The sequence below is a fragment of the Streptomyces griseus subsp. griseus genome, from assembly GCF_000720255.1.
Taxonomy (GTDB): Bacteria; Actinomycetota; Actinomycetes; order Streptomycetales; family Streptomycetaceae; genus Streptomyces; species Streptomyces griseus_I.
Genome location: NZ_JOJE01000031.1, coordinates 127,543 through 143,471 on the forward strand (window position 1 = coordinate 127,543; position 15,929 = coordinate 143,471).

14 protein-coding genes are annotated in these 15,929 nt (G+C 69.1%); 10 read left to right on the plus strand and 4 right to left on the minus strand.

Annotation, left to right across the window (positions count from 1 at the left end; all coding sequences use genetic code 11):
- Nucleotides 1-45: 45 nt before the first annotated feature.
- The gene (locus tag IG99_RS32195) at nucleotides 46-2,121 is read left to right on the plus strand and encodes a glycoside hydrolase family 2 protein (protein ID WP_234312036.1); all 2,076 of its coding nucleotides are present in this window, start codon (nucleotides 46-48) and stop codon (nucleotides 2,119-2,121) included.
- Between the two features lie 117 nt (nucleotides 2,122-2,238).
- Here IG99_RS32195 and IG99_RS32200 read toward each other — a convergent pair whose 3' ends face one another.
- The 3 genes from IG99_RS32200 to IG99_RS32210 all read right to left on the minus strand — a co-directional run bounded on the left by IG99_RS32200 (nucleotide 2,239) and on the right by IG99_RS32210 (nucleotide 4,812).
- The gene (locus IG99_RS32200; RefSeq protein WP_037680197.1) at nucleotides 2,239-2,433 is read right to left on the minus strand and encodes a hypothetical protein; all 195 of its coding nucleotides are present in this window, start codon (nucleotides 2,431-2,433) and stop codon (nucleotides 2,239-2,241) included.
- 29 nt (nucleotides 2,434-2,462) lie between these two features.
- Entirely contained in the window at nucleotides 2,463-3,704 is a 1,242-nt protein-coding gene (locus tag IG99_RS32205) for an MFS transporter (protein WP_037680200.1), read from the minus strand.
- A gap of 91 nt (nucleotides 3,705-3,795) precedes the next feature.
- On the minus strand, nucleotides 3,796-4,812 hold the full coding sequence (locus IG99_RS32210) for a zinc-dependent alcohol dehydrogenase family protein (RefSeq protein WP_037680201.1): 1,017 nt from the start codon (nucleotides 4,810-4,812) through the stop codon (nucleotides 3,796-3,798).
- A 188-nt stretch (nucleotides 4,813-5,000) separates the two neighbouring features.
- On the opposite strand from IG99_RS32210, the gene IG99_RS32215 reads away from it, so the two are divergent.
- The 3 genes from IG99_RS32215 (at nucleotide 5,001) to IG99_RS51755 (ending at nucleotide 8,057) form a co-directional block, all read left to right on the plus strand.
- The gene (locus tag IG99_RS32215; RefSeq protein ID WP_078948029.1) at nucleotides 5,001-5,972 is read left to right on the plus strand and encodes a helix-turn-helix transcriptional regulator; all 972 of its coding nucleotides are present in this window, start codon (nucleotides 5,001-5,003) and stop codon (nucleotides 5,970-5,972) included.
- A 233-nt stretch (nucleotides 5,973-6,205) separates the two neighbouring features.
- Nucleotides 6,206-7,834, plus strand: coding sequence for a glycoside hydrolase family 43 protein (locus tag IG99_RS32220; protein ID WP_037680203.1), 1,629 nt, complete (start codon nucleotides 6,206-6,208; stop codon nucleotides 7,832-7,834).
- A gap of 76 nt (nucleotides 7,835-7,910) precedes the next feature.
- Nucleotides 7,911-8,057, plus strand: a complete 147-nt coding sequence (locus IG99_RS51755; protein WP_324606152.1) for a hypothetical protein — start codon at nucleotides 7,911-7,913, stop codon at nucleotides 8,055-8,057.
- Nucleotides 8,058-8,153: 96 nt separating this feature from the next.
- Here the strand turns inward: IG99_RS51755 and IG99_RS32225 are convergent, their stop codons facing one another.
- Nucleotides 8,154-8,951, minus strand: coding sequence for a FadR/GntR family transcriptional regulator (locus tag IG99_RS32225; protein ID WP_037680204.1), 798 nt, complete (start codon nucleotides 8,949-8,951; stop codon nucleotides 8,154-8,156).
- A gap of 374 nt (nucleotides 8,952-9,325) precedes the next feature.
- Between IG99_RS32225 and IG99_RS32230 the strand changes: the two genes are divergently transcribed.
- The 6 genes from IG99_RS32230 (at nucleotide 9,326) to IG99_RS32255 (ending at nucleotide 15,854) form a co-directional block, all read left to right on the plus strand.
- Nucleotides 9,326-10,690, plus strand: coding sequence for an ABC transporter substrate-binding protein (locus tag IG99_RS32230; protein ID WP_037680207.1), 1,365 nt, complete (start codon nucleotides 9,326-9,328; stop codon nucleotides 10,688-10,690).
- Nucleotides 10,687-11,601 carry a carbohydrate ABC transporter permease gene (locus tag IG99_RS32235; RefSeq protein WP_037680209.1) on the plus strand — a complete coding sequence of 305 codons (915 nt, stop codon included), beginning with the start codon at nucleotides 10,687-10,689 and terminating at the stop codon, nucleotides 11,599-11,601. Before IG99_RS32230 ends, IG99_RS32235 begins: the two co-directional genes overlap by 4 nt.
- A gap of 109 nt (nucleotides 11,602-11,710) precedes the next feature.
- Nucleotides 11,711-12,565 carry a carbohydrate ABC transporter permease gene (locus IG99_RS32240; protein WP_037680212.1) on the plus strand — a complete coding sequence of 285 codons (855 nt, stop codon included), beginning with the start codon at nucleotides 11,711-11,713 and terminating at the stop codon, nucleotides 12,563-12,565.
- Nucleotides 12,566-12,594: 29 nt separating this feature from the next.
- Complete coding sequence (locus tag IG99_RS32245; protein WP_037680215.1) at nucleotides 12,595-14,562, plus strand: hypothetical protein; 1,968 nt, start codon at nucleotides 12,595-12,597, stop codon at nucleotides 14,560-14,562.
- Nucleotides 14,562-14,909, plus strand: coding sequence for an L-rhamnose mutarotase (locus IG99_RS32250; RefSeq protein ID WP_078948030.1), 348 nt, complete (start codon nucleotides 14,562-14,564; stop codon nucleotides 14,907-14,909). Before IG99_RS32245 ends, IG99_RS32250 begins: the two co-directional genes overlap by 1 nt.
- A 36-nt stretch (nucleotides 14,910-14,945) precedes the next feature.
- Complete coding sequence (locus tag IG99_RS32255; protein WP_037680219.1) at nucleotides 14,946-15,854, plus strand: amidohydrolase family protein; 909 nt, start codon at nucleotides 14,946-14,948, stop codon at nucleotides 15,852-15,854.
- Nucleotides 15,855-15,929: the final 75 nt, after the last annotated feature.

The window sequence follows — 15,929 nt, forward strand, 5'->3', positions numbered from 1 at the left end:
AGGCGGGAATGGGCCCCGCAGATGATGAGCGGGACGGTCGGTGGAGTGCTCGCCTCATTGGCGGTCATCCCGGCGGCCGGTGCCGCGGCCGCCGCCACGACGTACACGGCGCCCAATCCGCGTGTCCGCATCGATCTCAACGCGGGATGGCGGTTCGTCAGAGCGGACGTCTCGGGTGCGCAGGCATCCGGGTTCGACGATTCCGGATGGACCTCGGTCAACACGCCCCACACCTGGAACGCCGTCGACGGTGCCGATGGCGGCAACAACTACTACCGCGGAGTGGGCTGGTACCGCCGCCATTACACCGTGCCGTCCCAACTGGCCGGGAAGAGACTGTACTTGCAGTTCGCCGGGGTCAATCAGGTCGCCGACGTCTGGGTCAACGGCACGTATCTCGGGCAGCACAAGGGCGGCTACTCCCGGTTCAGGTTCGGCGTCACCGGCGTGCTGGTCCCGGGCGGGGACAACGTGATCGCGGTGAGGGTGACCAACGCCGGTGACACCGGCATCGCGCCGGTGAGCGCGGACTACTCCTTCGAGGGCGGCATCTACCGCAACGTGAGTCTGTGGGCCCTCGACAACCTCCACATACGGATGGAGGACTACGCGGGTCCCGGCATCTACCTGCGGCAGAGCAATGTGACGGCGGCGTCCGCGACGGTGGCCGTGACGACGAAGGTGTGGAACGACAGCACCACCACCAGATCGGTCGTCGTCCGCAGCGTCGTCGCCGACAAGAGCGGGAACGTCGTCGCGGAGGCCAGCGGCACCCCCCAGGTCCTGGCCGCGGCCACCGGCTCGGACGTCACACAGACCGTGAGCATCGACCGATCACGGCTGTGGAACGGCCTGGCGGATCCGTACCTCTACAACGCCAGTGTCGAGATCCACGACGTCACGGCGGGCGCGGACACGATCACGGACGTGGTGACCGAACGCCTCGGCCTTCGCTCCGTCGCCGTCGACGCCACCACCGGCTTCTCCCTCAACGGCAGCCGCCTCGGCCTGCACGGCGTCAACCTGCACCAGGAGCGGGCCGTCAAGGGCTGGGCGGTGACCGACGCCGATCACACACAGGACTTCGACCTCGTCCGGGAACTCGGCGCCAACGCCATCCGGATGGCGCACTACCAGCACGACCAGAAGGACTACGAACTCGCCGACGAACGCGGGCTGATCGTCTGGGCGGAGATCCCGCTGGTCAACTCGGTCACCGACTCGACCGCCTTCACCGCCGGCACCCAGAACCAGCTGCGTGAGCTGATCCGGCAGAACTACAACCACCCGGCGATCGTGTTCTGGGGCATCGGCAACGAGCTGACCGACTACAACGGCACCGCCACGAACACGCTGCTCGCGTCACTTGCCGGCATCATCGCTTCGGAGGACCCGGACCGGCTCTCCACCTACGCGGTGCGGGGCGAGGACCCCGACGACGCGCAGACGGGGCTGCACACGCAGGTCGCGGGCTTCAACAAGTACTACGGCTGGTACTACGGCTCCAAGGACGGTGACCTCGGTGCGTGGGCCGACAACCTGCACACCCACTCCCCGTCCCGCAGGATCGCCGTGTCGGAGTACGGCGTCGGCGCCAACACCGGCCAGCACGCCCTCAACCCGCCCAAGCCCGCACCGGGCGGATCCTGGCACCCCGAGGAGTACCAGTCGCTGTTCCACGAAGCGGCCTGGAAGCAGCTCACCCAGCGTCCGTACATCTGGGGCACGTTCGTCTGGGCCATGTTCGACTTCGCCTCCGACGGCCGCAACGAAGGAGGCCAACCGGGGCTCAACGACAAGGGCCCGGTCACCCACGACCGGCTGATCCGCAAGGACGCCTTCTACTGGTACGAGGCCAACTGGGCCGGCACCCCGACCCTTCACATCACCAGCCGCCGCTGGACCCAGCGAACCGACGCCGCCGCGGAGTTGAAGGTGTACTCCAACGCGGACACGGTCACCGCCACCCTCAACGGCGCCGCTCTTGGCACCCTGAGCAGCGGCGACCACATCTTCGTGTGGGCCGACGTCACCCTGAGGCCGGGGCAGAACACCGTGGCGGTGACCGCGACCATCAACGGCTCCACGTACACCGACAGCGTCGTCTGGACGCTCGGCTGAAACCCAGGGAGCGGCCTCGACGCCCTTCGGCTCCTCGTACGGCGTCGAGGCATCGTCCTGGCGAGCGAACCGGGGACTCGGCGTACTGAATCCCCGGCCGCGTCTTCTCGCCGTGGATCACCTGCGGCGTGACCGAATGGCCAGCGCCGTTCCGCCTGCGAAGATCACGCCGGCGACGGCCACCCACACCGCGGGCTTCAGGCCTGCGATCACGCCGAAGACACCGATGACGATGAGAGCGGTCGAGGCGATCAGCGCGATCCACAGGCCGCCGGCCACCGCCCGCCCGGCTCCGTCGTCATGGCCCAGCATGTTTCCTCCGTCAGCTCGGCGTGGCCGTGTCAGCGGATTGTCTCCTCCTGCCGGGGCTGGGCGGAAGCCGTGCGCCGGGCCACGACGCGGGAGGTGCGCGGGGTGGCTCGGGCGGCGAGCGCGATCAGCGGGAGCAGGGTCAGGGCGGCGGTGACGGTGCCGACCAGAGGCGGGCCGGTCACGCCGAGGGCGGAGTCCAGGGCCGTTCCCGCCGTCCAGGATCCGGTGGCGACACCGACGTTGAAGGCGGACGTGCTCATCGCGGAGGCGAGGGTGGGTGCGTCACCGGCGAAACGGACGGCGAGCGCGGTGACGACCGGGTTCACCGTGAAACCGGTCAGGCCCATGAGAAAGACCAGAACGGTGGCCGTGACCGGGTTGGTGGACAGCGGGATCAGCAGGAGAAGGACCAGGGCGGTGGCGGCCGCGGCGGTGATGGTCGTGGCCATCGGTCGCCGGTCGCCCAGCCTGCCACCGGTGGTCGTGCCGCCCAGCGCACCGACGCCGAACGCGATGAGGACGAGTGGTACGGCGCCTTCCGGAATGCCGGCCCGGTCGGTCAGCAGCGGGGTGATGTAGCTGTACGTCGCCAGGACACCGCCCATGATCAGCATGGCGGCGCCGAGTGCCAGCCTCAGCCGGCCCTGGCGCAGCGCGCCGAGCTCCGCGCGCAAGGAGACGGTCGCACGCTGTTCGCGAGCGGGGATGAAGCGGCCGAGGAAGACGGCGGCGAGCGCGGAGAGGGCGGCCAGGGCCCAGAACGGTCCGCGCCAGCCGACGAACTGGCCGGCGAAGGAGCCGATGGGCACGCCGACGACGTTGGCGAGGGTGAGGCCGCCGATCATCACGCCCGAGGCGCGCGTGGCCTTCTCCGGGCCGGCCGCGGTGGTGACGACGACGAACCCGACGGACCAGAACGCCCCGGTGGCCAGCGCGGTGATGACGCGGGCTACGAGGACGACCGTGAAGGAGGTACTGAGGGCCGCTACGACGTGTCCGAGACTGAACACGCACAGCGCCAGGATCAGCGTCCGGCGTTGGGGCAGGCGCAGGGTGGCCATGGCCATGGTCGGCGATCCGATGATCATACCGACGGCGAAGGCGGTGATCAGAAGGCCGGCCTGGGAGACGCCGACTCCGAGGTCACTCGACAGTTCCGGCAGCAGTCCCGCGACGACGAACTCGGTGGTACCCATCAGGAACGTGCCGGCGGCGAGCACCCAGACGACGAAGGGCAGCTTGCCGGGGGTGGTCCCGGATGCGGAAGGCATGCGTGTGGTCTCTCCTTACGGTGAGTCCTTGTGCGGAAGGGGCCGGGCCGTGCGGCTGCCCGGCCCCGGTGAGGGAGCGGTCGGCCCGCGGTCAGGGCTTCAGGAGGGTCTTGATGGCACGGCGCTCGTCCATCGCCCGGTAGCCCTCGGCGACCTCCTCCAGGGGCAGGGTGAGATCGAAGACCTTGCCCGGGTTGACGCGGCCGTCGAAGACCCGCTGGATGAGGTCGGGCAGGTAGCCGCGCACCGGGGCCGGGCCCCCGCGCAGGCCGACGTGGGAGAAGAACAGCTCCTGGCCGTCGACCGCCACGTCGTGCGGGACGCCGACGCAGCCGACGTTGCCGCCGGGGCGGGTGGAGCGCAGGGCCTGCTGCATGGCCTCGGGGGTGCCGACGCACTCCAGGACCGAGTCGGCGCCGATGCCGTTCGTGAGCTCCCGCACGCGGGCGATGCCCTCCTCGCCACGTTCGGTGACGATGTCGGTGGCGCCGAACTCCAGGGCCAGCTTCTGGCGGGTCTCGTGCCGGCTCATCGCGATGATCCGCTCGGCGCCGAGCTCCTTGGCGGCGATCATGCCGCACAGACCGACCGCGCCGTCACCGACGACCACGGCGGTGGAACCGGCCTTCACCTCGGCGGCCTCGGCGGCCCACCATCCGGTGCCCATCACGTCGGACAGCGCCAGCAGGCTGGGCAGGAACTCGTCGGCCGGGTGGTCGTCGGTGGCGACGAGGGTGCCGTGGGCGTTGGGGATGCGGACGTATTCAGCCTGGCAGGTGCTCATGAACTCGCGGCGTTCGCAGGAGGACTGGTAGCCCGCCCGGCAGTTCGGGCAGGTGTTGTCCGAGGTGGCGAAGGAGCCGATGACGAACTGTCCCGGCCTGACCGAGGTGACCTCGCTGCCGACCTCCTCGACGACACCGACGTACTCGTGGCCCATCGGATGGGGCTCGTCGACGGGTTCCGCGCCACGATAGGGCCACAGGTCCGAGCCGCACACGCAGGTGACGACGGTGCGGATGATGGCATCGGTCGGCCGGCTGATCCTCGGATCGTCAAGCTCCTCGAAACGAACGTCGCCGGGGGCGTGGATCACTGCTCCGCGCATGGGGGTGCTTCTTTCGGTGCGGGGTCGTGGGCAGGCAGCCCAGGACGACGTCGAACGACGTGCTGCGTCGGGCTGCTCGTCATCGACCCTCGCACGCGACGGACGGTGCGAAAAGCGGAGGGATTCATCCTGGGAGAGCCACATCCTGGGAGGAAACCCTCCCCCCTGACCCGGGTGCGATCGGTGCCATGGTGGGAATCATGACGAAGAACGTCCCCCTCAACGAGCTGGGGGAATTCCTCAAGAAGCGCCGCTCGGAGTTGAGCCCGCGCACGGTCGGACTGCCGGAGACGGGCGGGCGCCGCCGGGTGGCCGGTCTGCGCCGCGAGGAGGTCGCCCAGCTCGCTTCCATCAGTACCGACTATTACACCCGGCTCGAGCAGGGACGCATCCAGGCATCGGCGCCGGTGCTGGACGCCCTGGCCCGCGTCCTCCACCTGGGCGACGACGAGCGGGGCTATCTCTTCCAGCTCGCGGGCAAGACCACGGTCCGCGCGCGGCGCCGCGGGAGGCAGCAAATCCAGCCACAGCTCCAGCGGGTCCTGGACGACCTCACCGCCACCCCGGCCATCGTGCAGGGCCGACGCGGCGACATCCTGGCCTGGAACGCGCTGGCCGCCGCCCTGGTCATCGATTTCTCCCGCATCCCGGAGAAGCACCGCAACTACCCGCGGATCCAGTTCACCGAGCCGTCGATGCGCACGTTGTACGCAGACTGGGAGACCTCCGCCCAGATCTCCGTGGCGCAGCTGCGGATGGAGGCCGCCAAGTATCCCGAGGACCCCCGTCTGATCGAGCTGGTCGGTGAATTGTCCACGAGGGGCGTGCAGTTCGCCAAGTGGTGGGGGGACCATCGCGCCGCCGCCCGCACCGTGGGCACGAAGACCCTGAACCATCCAGTGGTGGGGGAACTCGTCCTGGACTGGGACACCTACACCGCCAACACGGATCCCGACCAGCACCTGACGGTCTGGACCGCCCTGCCCGGCTCCGCCACCCACGAGCGCCTGCGCATCCTCGCCTCCTGGGCCGCTGACCAGCACCTGTCTGCGTCCTCGGCACTCGGTGACGGCGGCTCCCAGGGAGTCGGCGGCGCGGGGCGTCCACCCTCATGCGTTCCAGGCAGCGGTGGGGCCAGTCGACGACGACCTCGTCCATGACGGCGCGTCCGGTCCCGCCCGGAAGCGCGGGCCATCGGGATTCCACCTCCGGCCGAGCGAAACATTCGAAGTGAACACCGAATCCTGCGAGAGGTATTGACGCTCTTTCAGGGACTCCTATCATCCAAATCGTTCGATAGGACAGCTCGCGTTCGGCATGTTGAACACGGATCCGGCGGTCCGCGGCAAAGCCCCTTTTCCCCGGGCGCCCCTGCAGAAGGGCAGCGACAACCATGACATGGACAGGTCATCCTCTCAGTCGTCGCACGGCACTGGCCGCCACCACCGGCCTGACCGTCGGCACCCTGCTGACTCCCGGTTCGGCGAGCCGCGCCGCGGCAGCCCCCGCGGACGGGGCCGCCGCCTCCTACGCGAACCCGGTGATCTGGCAGGACTTCGCGGATATCGACGTCATCCGCGTCGGGAACACCTACTACTGCTCGGCGTCGACCATGCACTACTCGCCAGGCGCACCGGTCCTGCGCTCGTACGACCTGGTGAACTGGGAGATCGCCGGCCACTCGGTGCCCGTCCTGGACTTCGGGTCCAAGTACGACCTGAACGGCGGGCGCGGCTACGTCAGGGGCATCTGGGCGTCGTCGCTCGCCTACCGGCCCAGCAACCGGACGTTCTACTGGCTCGGCCAGATCGACTTCGCGAAGACCCATGTCTACACCGCCACCTCCGTCGAGGGCCCCTGGGCCAGGCACGCGACGCTCGGCAACGTCTACTACGACGCCGGGTTGCTGGTGGACGACGACGACACCCTGTACGTGGCGTACGGCAACGGCACCATCAACGTGGCCCAGCTCACCGCGGACGGGCGCGGCCAGGTGCGGACGCAGCAGGTGTTCAGCACCCCGTCGAGCATCGGCACCCTGGAGGGCTCCCGCTTTTACAAGATCAACGGGAGCTACTACATCTTCCTGACCCGCCCCGCCAACGGCCAGTACATCCTGAGGTCGACCAGCGGCCCCTTCGGCCCGTACACGCTGCGGCAGGTCCTGCTCAACCTGCCCGGCCCGATCTCCGGCGGAGGTGTCCCGCACCAGGGCGGCCTGGTGCGGACGCAGAACGGGGCCTGGTACTACATGGCCTTCGTCGACGCCTATCCCGGCGGCCGGATGCCGGCCCTGGCCCCCGTCACCTGGACCTCGGACGGCTGGCCGGCGCTCCAGTTGGTGAACGGGGCATGGGGGACGTCGTATCCCGCCCCCGTCGTGCCCGCGCCACCTCGTCCGGTCACTCCCCTGACCGGCGTCGACACCTTCGACGGTCCGGCCCTCTCACCGAAGTGGGAGTGGAACCACAACCCCGACAACGGCAAGTGGTCCGTGGGCAACGGCCTGACCCTGCGCACCGCGACCGTCACCAACGACCTGTACTGGGCGCGCAATACGCTCACCCACCGCATCCAGGGGCCCACCTCCACCGCGACGATCCAGCTCGACCACTCGGCGATGCGGGACGGCGACCGGGCCGGGCTCGCGCTGCTGCGCGACTCCTCCGCGTGGATCGGACTCAAGCGGGACGGCGGGGCGACACGGGTGGTGATGGTCGACGGGCTGACCATGGACGGCAGTTGGAACACCACCGGTACCGGGACCGAGCGGGCGAGCGCCAGTGCGCCGGGCGGTCGCCTCTGGCTGCGGGCGAACGCCGACATCCGCCCCGGCGCCTCCCGGCCCGGCACTTTCTCCTACAGCACCGACGGCGTCAACTTCACCCGCCTCGGCCCCGCCTTCGCCATGGGCAACGACTGGCGGTTCTTCATGGGATACCGGTTCGCTCTCTTCAACCACGCGACACAGGCACTCGGCGGCTCGGTCCGCGTGACGCGGTTCGAGCTGTCGACCCCCTGAACAGCACGACGTCCGCGCCGATCCACCGTTCGTGCCGCTCCACCCGCCTCAACCGGAGGAGGAGAAGCGTGAACCCGTGAGTTCAACATGGTCCGGAACGCTGGCCGTGTCCGAGGGCGCGGTTGACGACGCCGCGTCCGAGGGCAACCCCTTCGCCCGGGCGAACACCGTCACCTTCCCGGCAGGCGTCTGGACCCGGGACATCAGCCACGGTGCGAGATGATCCCTCCGGGCAACGACCAGACGCCGACCATCAGCTCCCGCCGACTGCGGTGTCTCCACCTGCCCGAACAGGCGCCGTCGACCGAGACGGGCGCCGCTACCCGAACAGACGCCGCTGGATCTCCCGCCGGTAGTCCTCGAGCGTCCTGTCGAGGTGTACCGCGGTGGCCTCGGCCGCCTCGTCGGGCCGTCCGTCGCGAATGGCCCGGTAGATCGCCTCATGCTCCTCGACCGCGGCCTCCGTGTTCTCGCCGAGCGTCTGGTGGATCCCGATGGCACTGGACTGCCGCTGCAGACGTCGGGCGTCACGCACCGCGTTGACGAGGAAGGTGTTGTGCGAGGCCGTTGCCACGGCCGCGTGGAAGTCGTCGTCCGCCTGGTTGAACACATCGACCTGACCGTGGACGAACCCGTGTCGGCACTGCTGCATGGCGACTTCGACGGTGCGCAGCTCGGAAGGCGTGGCGCGGGTCGCCGCCAGACTGCTGGCCGCCATCTCCTGCACCCTGCGGAACTCGAACAGCATGAGGACGTGATCAAGGTCGACGGGCCGGAAGAAGCCGCCCCAGCGGCTGGTGATGAGCATGCCCTCGTCGTCCGCGACGAACAGACCGCGCCCCTTGTGCGCGCGCACGCGGCCCAGCGCCGAGAGAATCTTCACGGCTTCCCGCACCACCGCCCTGCTGGTGTTCAGCGTCTGGGCGAGATCGTTCTCCGTAGGCAGCCGGTCACCCGCCACCAGACGCGACTCGGCGATGTACTCGAGGATCTGCTCCGCCACGATCTCGTAGCCGGGGCGGTAGTCACGCCGCTCACCCGAACCGTTCACCGCGGGCACCGCTGCAGGAGCGGCCTGCGCGGGCAGGGCCGCTTGGGTCGCGGGCGTGTCGTTCATCTGTCCTGCCTCCGGGGTGACCGCTGAGCGGGTGACTGATCGCTGTGGAGCCGCGCTCATCGTACAGCAGACCTTGATGAGTCGTACTCATTCATCACCAACAGATTGAGTAATGACGAGCGCTTGAAGACCACGAATCTGCCTATAAGGCTCATTTCTTCACTCGTTTGTCGACCAACATCGACAAGCGCCCCAAGAAAGACCTGCACATGCCCTTGACTGGGCCGCATATAAGGCGCCTAATTTCATCCGCAGCGGCAACGGCACAGCCGCCCGCGGCATTCGACGACCGGCCGGGACGGCCCGGCGTCGCCCCGTCCACGCGCCACCCTTCCCAGCCGTTCGGCGCGCCCGCACACCCAGTGGAGTCACTCATGACCGTCACAAACCCGTCGGCCCGGCAGAGAAGAATGCTCAGCAAGCGACGTTCGGTGCTCGTGGCGGGCTGCGTGGCCACCGTGATGCTGAGCGCGGCCGCCTGTGGCGGCAGCGGTGGGGCCGGCACGACCACCAAGGACGGCTTCGCCCAGGCTCCCCAGAAGGACGGCGCGTTGACGGTCTGGGTGGACGCGACCCGCATGGACGCCGTGAAGCTGTACCAGCAGCAGCACCCCGACGTGAAGCTGGACATCGTCAGCTACGACGGCGACGCCAACGGGTCGAACTACCTGCAGACCAAGGTCCAGCTCTTCAACCGCACCGGCAAGGGCTGGCCGGACGTCGTCTTCAGCTCCCAGAACAACGAGGTGACCTGGGCGGTCGACGCGGGCTTCGCCGCACCGCTCGACAAGGGCCTGATCCCCGCGGACACCCTCGGGAAGTTCGCCAACGGGGCCAACAACCCCTGCACGGTCGACGGCACCCTCTACTGCCTGCGCAACGACCTCTCCCAGGCGGTGCTCTGGTACAACGCGCCGCTGCTGAAGAAGTTCGGCTACAAGGTGCCCACGACGTGGGAGGAGTACCAGACGCTCGGCGAGAAGGTGGCGAAGGAACACCCCGGCTACCTCGTCGGCGACGCGGGCGACTCCTTCACCCCCGAGATCTACCTCTGGGCGAGCAAGTGCGGCGCCAACCAGATCACCGGCCCCAAGGCCGTCACCGTGAACACCACCAGCGAGGCCTGCACCAAGATGGCCAAGCTGATGGACGTCCTGATCAAGGACAAGTCCATGTCCACCAGCGGGGTGTTCAGCACCGACTTCGGCAAGAACCTCGGCGACAAGGTCCTGCTCATGCCCGGCCCGGCCTGGTTCGGCGGCGCGGTGTTCAAGGACACCCTCAAGACCCCGGCCCAGCAGATAGCCGCGGCGCCCATCCCCCAGTGGAAGGGTGACACCTCGCCCTCCACCGGCAACGTCGGCGGCGGCACCTGGCTGCTGTCCAAGCACTCCGCGCACCTCAAGGCGGCGACCGACTTCCTGAAGTGGGTCACCACCGACAACGCCTACCAGGGCGAGAAGGCGCCCGGCTTCCCGGCCTACGCACCCGCCGCCGAGACCTGGCTGAAGAACCAGAGTGCCGCCGGGTACTTCGTCGGAGACCTCGGAGCGCTCAAGGACGCCTCTTCCCAGGTCTGGTCCGGCTGGGGCTCGGGCCAGTTCAGCCAGGAGGCGATCTGGGCCGCCACCGTCAAGCCCGGCCTCACCCAGGGCAAGACCATCGTCTCGATGCTGCCGGACTGGCAGGACTCCATCGTCAAGTACGCCCAGTCCAACGGATACAAGGTCTCCAAGTGACCCTCTCCCACTCCTCGGCCGGTTCTGCCCGTCGGCGCCCTCGCGGCGGCGCCGGGCAGAGCCGGGCCGGCGTGGCGTTCGTCGCCGGCTACGTCATCCTGCTGATCGCCTTCGGCGTCCTGCCGACGGGCTACGCCGTCTACTTCGCCTTCACCGACGCGGGGGGCACCTTCACCGGCTTCTCCAACTTCGTCACCACGGCACAGGACTTCCGGTTCACGGACGCGGTGAGCCACGTCGCGACCTACCTCGTCTTCTGGCTGCTCTCGCTGGTGGTGTTCGTGGTGGGCCTGGCGCTGCTGCTGCACCGCCTGGCCTCCGGCACCATCAGCAAGGCGCTGCGGTTCCTCTTCTACATCCCCGGAGCGCTCGCCGGCGCCGCGAGCGTGCTGGTGTGGCTGTTCATGCTCGACCCGACGGTCAGCCCGGTCAGTTCGCTGCTGGGTGTGATGGGTTTCCACACCTTCGGCGCGGTGATCGCTCCTGGCAACCTGCCGCTGCTGTTCACGATCATCGCGTTCTGGACCGGCGCGGGCGGCTGGATCGTCGTGATGTACGGCGCGCTCAACAACATTCCCCAGGACGTCATGGAAGCCGCGCGCATCGACGGCGCGGGCTCCTGGCAGACCGCCTGGCACGTACAGATCCCCATGCTGCGCAAGTGGATCGTGTACATGGTGATCCTGGCCTTCGCGGGCGGCGCCCAGCTCTTCGTCGAGCCGCAGCTGCTCTCCCTCGCCAGCGTCGGTGTGGCCGGGCGCGACTACTCGCTCAACCAGCTCACGTACGACTTCGCCTTCCAGATGAACAACATCAACGGCGCCGCCGCGGTCTCCGTGGAGCTCCTGGTCGTCAGTGTGTCGGCCGCCGCCCTCTTCGTCGCACGGTCGGGATTCTTCGATGCCGATTAACGCCGCCACACATCCCTTCACCGCCACACCACGTACGGAAGGAGAACAGAGCGCCATGAGCCGAGATCCACACCGGGCATCGCGCCGGCGGCGCCGACCCGCCCGGCACATGACGTCCCGGCTCCTCACCGGTGCCGTACTGGTCATGTTCCTGGTGTTCTTCGTGCTGCCGGTGCTCTGGCTCGTCCTGGCGGCGACCAAGACCGACCAGCAACTGGTCCACGGCAACCCGCTGTCCATCGGATCGTGGCACGCGTTCAAGGCCAACTGGGACGGGCTCACGGCGTTCCAGGACGACGCCGTCCTGCTGTGGCTGCGCAACTCCGCTCTCTACGCGGTGATCTCGCTGGCCATCACGCTGTGCGTCGCCGTACCGGCCGGGTACGCCATGGCGATGACCGAGTTCCGCGGCCGGCGCGCGCTGCTGATCTCCACGCTGATCGTGATGCTCATGCCGACCGCCACGCTGGTGGTGCCGTTGTTCCTGGAGATCAACGCGGTGCACCTGATCGGCACGATGTGGTCGATCATCCTGCCGTACTCGTTCTACCCCTTCGGCGTGTACCTGACGTACATCTACTTCACCACCGCCGTACCCAAGGACCTGCTGGCGGCCGCGCGGATGGACGGCTGCTCGGAGTTCGGCGTCTTCCGCCACATCGCTCTGCCGCTGGCGACACCTGTCATCGCGCTCGTCGGCTTCTTCAGCTTCGTTGCCAACTGGACCAACTACTTCCTTCCCTACGTGATGCTCCCCGAGAGCGACCAGATGCCGATCCAGGTGGGCGTCGGCAACCTGCTGAGCAGCGTGCCGTCGTTCAACCCGGCCGCGAGCTCGCTCGCGATCGAGCGCCCGCAGCTGGCTCTGGCGACCCTCGTGGCCATCACACCGGTACTGGTCGTGTTCCTGTTCGCCCAGCGCTTCCTGGTCAGCGGAATGCTGGCCGGAGCCACCAAGGAATGACGCCCACCCCCCGAACGGAGATCACCCCCATGTCCGTCAGTTCCGCCGACCACACCTCGGACGAAGGCGCCCCGGCCCCCACACCCATCCGGGCCGAGGTCCCGCTGCTCGAACCACCGGGCTGGGCCGTGTCCCAGCGCGCGCTCTTCGAGCTGCTCGACCACGCCTGGCGCCGCTTCGCCCGCGACTTCACCGGCCCCGACGGACGGCTGAACTACAACGACCGGCTGACCACCCGTGACGGCGTCGACGACTTCTACGAGGTGTTTTTCAACTGGCCCCAGCTCTACCTCCTCGGTGGCGCCGACGACCTGCTGCCCGCCAGTGAGAAGCACTGGGAGGGCGTGACCCGGCAGCTCACCGAACTGGACATGCTGCGCGACGAGTACGAGCGCGGCTACGACTGGTTCCACCAGGGCGAGAGCCTGCTCCTGCTCTACTTCCTGTGCATGGCCGCCCCCGACCGCTGGTCCGAGCGTGCCCTGCGCTTCGCCGAGCTGTACGTCGACTCGTCCAAGGGCAACTACGACCCCGAGCACCGCGTCATCACCCGCCCGCACAACGGCAGCGACCCGGACCGGTCGGGCCTGTTCGACGGTGACGTCTACCCCTGGCTGCTGAAGGAGGCCGAGACCTACGGCTTCCCCCTGGACTGGATCCCCGAGGCGGAGGGCGGCCCGTTCCCCCTCTCCGAGGATCCGCGCCTGGGCGCGCAGATGCGCGAGCGGATGGGCGTCGGCGACACGGCGGTCAACCTCGCCGCGGCCGGGCTGGTCCTCAACGCCTGGATCCTGTCGGGCGAGGAGCGCTACCGCGACTGGATCGTCGAGTACGTGGGCGCCTGGCGGGAACGGACGCGGGCGAACGAGGGACTCATCCCGGACAACGCCGGCCCGACCGGCGAGGTCGGCAGTCTGCTGGAAGGACGCTGGTACGGCGGCCACTACGGCTGGTCCTGGCCGCACGGCTGGCACAGCGTGGGTCACGCGGCCTGCGTTGCGGCGCTGGCCGCGGCGACGGCCACCGGGGACGACGACTACCTCTCCATGGTCGCGAGCTCACTCGACACCCTCATCGGCCACGGCAAAGTGATGCCCCACACCGAGGCGGACTCCAGCCTGCCCTCCAAGTGGGCGGTCGAGCTCGGACCGGACGTCACCACACCCACGCTCCACCTCCCCTTCCGTCACAACGACTCGGGCTGGTTCGACTACAACCCGGTCACACCGCCCGTGCCCGTCGCCCTGTGGCACCACACGGCCTCCGACGCCGACCGCTCCCGACTGGAGCAGCTGCGCGAGGCCGACGGCATCGACTGGCGCACCGTGCGGCCCTTCCGCGCCAAGGAAGAGTCGGGACACGAGAAGGCGTGGTTCGCCTTCCTCGCGGGCGACGACCCCGACTACCCCGAGCGCATCCTGGCCACCGCCCAGGCCCAGATCCGTCACCGCCTGCGGCGCATCGACCGCTACCGCGACCTGGACGTGCCCGAGGCCGACATCCACGTGTGGCAGCTGTGCAACCCCGTGGCCACCGAGGCCCTCGTGCAGCTGACCTGGGGCGGTCCTCAGGTGCTGTACCAAGGCGGCCTGCAGCAGGCCCGGCTGCGCTACCACGACGCCGAGGCCCGCCGCGCCGGCCTGCCACCGGACGTGGCGGCACTGGTCAGCTCCATCGACCCCGAGGCGACCACCGTCGAACTGGTCAACCTCGCGCCCGAGGCGGACCGCACGGTGATCGTCCAGGCCGGCGCCTTCGCCGAGCACACCATCACCGCCGTCCGGTACACGACCTGCGCGGACGACGGCTGGATCGGTGACATGTACGACTACGGGCACTGTGAGCCGGTGGTCACCGAGGCAGAGCAGTCCTGCGACAGCGCCTTCCTCAGGGTGCACCTGCCCGCCTCGACCCGCATCCGGCTCACTCTCCGGCTCAGCCTGCGCACCAACACGCCCAGCTACCGGACGCCCTTCACCTCTGAGGAAGGTGTGTGATGAAACGCATCGCCCAGACCATCAGGCTCCTGCCCGAACGCCGCGAGGAGTACCTCGCACTCCACTCCGCCGTCTGGCCGGAAGTCGAAGCCGCCCTCCTGCGGGCCCAGATCCGCAACTACAGCATCTTCCTCCACGGCGACGCGCTGTTCGCCTACTTCGAGTACCACGGCGAGGACTTCGAGGCCGACATCGCGGCACTCGAAGCCGACCCCGAGACCCAGGAGTGGTGGAAGCTCACCGACCCCTGCCAGGAGCCCTGGCCCGACCGGGGCGACGCACGCCAGTGGACGGAACTCACCGAAATCTGGCACCTCAGTCCGCCCGGCGACACCGCCACGCCCTGACACGGCCGCACCGGACCGACCCGACTTGGATCCCCAGTGACCTCAGCGACCCCCACCCCCGCGCTCGTCGACGCCCACCACCACCTGTGGGACCTCACCCGGCGCCCACAGCTCTGGCTCGACGACCCCGCCGTGGCATCGATCCGCCGCACCTTCACGCCGGACGACCTGCGCTCCACCGCCACCCACCCCATCGCGGGCCGTCGGCTGCGCAGCACGGTGGTCGTGCAGTGCGTGGCCGACGTGCCCGAGACCGAGGACCTGCTCGCGCTCGCGGAGCGGGAGCCTCTGATCGGGGCCGTGGTCGGCTGGGCGGACCTGACCTCCCCGGCGATCGGTGACGTGCTCGACCGACTGCTCGCCGGGCCGGGCGGCACATATCTGCGATCACTGCGCCACCTCGTCCAGAGCGAGACGGACCCTGGCTGGCTGCAACGCCCCGAGGTCGAACGCGGACTGGCGGCGGCCCGGGACCGCGGGCTGCGCTACGACGTACTCGTCCGCGACCACCAGCTCGACCAGGCGATCCGGCTGGCCGAACGCTTCCCGGACCTGCCCCAGGTGCTCAACCACGCCGGCAAGCCGTGCATCGCCCGGCGCGAACTGGCCGACTGGGAACGTCAGATCAACCTGCTGGCCGGACACCCCCAGGTGGTGTGCAAGGTGTCGGGACTGATCACCGAGGCCGACCACGACACCTGGACCACCGCCGACATCCGCCCGGTCTGGGACGTCCTGCTCAGCGCCTTCGGCCCCAACCGGCTGATGTTCGGCTCGGACTGGCCGGTCGCCAACCTCGCGGGCGGCTGGAACCGCTGGGCCGCGACCGTCGACGAACTGCTCACCGGCTGCTCCGAGAACGACATCCAGGCGCTCCTCGCCGGCACCGCGACCGCCTTCTACGGCCTCACCCACGCCGCCGAAGGGACCCTGACCCCGCGATGACACTCGCCGTCCGTTACACATCCGCCCGCACCCTGGACACCGCACCCGCCCAGACCGCGCCGCCCGGCCCGGGGG

What these genes read in the sequence shown, in the direction of transcription:
- IG99_RS32205 (WP_037680200.1), bottom strand. Translation starts at nt 3,704, where the DNA reads ATGCCTTCCGCATCCGGGACCACCCCCGGCAAGCTGCCCTTCGTCGTC.
- IG99_RS32215 (WP_078948029.1), top strand. Translation starts at nt 5,001, where the DNA reads ATGGTGGGAATCATGACGAAGAACGTCCCCCTCAACGAGCTGGGGGAA.
- IG99_RS32240 (WP_037680212.1), top strand. Translation starts at nt 11,711, where the DNA reads ATGACGTCCCGGCTCCTCACCGGTGCCGTACTGGTCATGTTCCTGGTG.
- IG99_RS32230 (WP_037680207.1), top strand. Translation starts at nt 9,326, where the DNA reads ATGACCGTCACAAACCCGTCGGCCCGGCAGAGAAGAATGCTCAGCAAG.
- IG99_RS32220 (WP_037680203.1), top strand. Translation starts at nt 6,206, where the DNA reads ATGACATGGACAGGTCATCCTCTCAGTCGTCGCACGGCACTGGCCGCC.
- IG99_RS32245 (WP_037680215.1), top strand. Translation starts at nt 12,595, where the DNA reads ATGTCCGTCAGTTCCGCCGACCACACCTCGGACGAAGGCGCCCCGGCC.
- IG99_RS32250 (WP_078948030.1), top strand. Translation starts at nt 14,562, where the DNA reads ATGAAACGCATCGCCCAGACCATCAGGCTCCTGCCCGAACGCCGCGAG.
- IG99_RS32225 (WP_037680204.1), bottom strand. Translation starts at nt 8,951, where the DNA reads ATGAACGACACGCCCGCGACCCAAGCGGCCCTGCCCGCGCAGGCCGCT.
- IG99_RS32200 (WP_037680197.1), bottom strand. Translation starts at nt 2,433, where the DNA reads ATGCTGGGCCATGACGACGGAGCCGGGCGGGCGGTGGCCGGCGGCCTG.
- IG99_RS32210 (WP_037680201.1), bottom strand. Translation starts at nt 4,812, where the DNA reads ATGCGCGGAGCAGTGATCCACGCCCCCGGCGACGTTCGTTTCGAGGAG.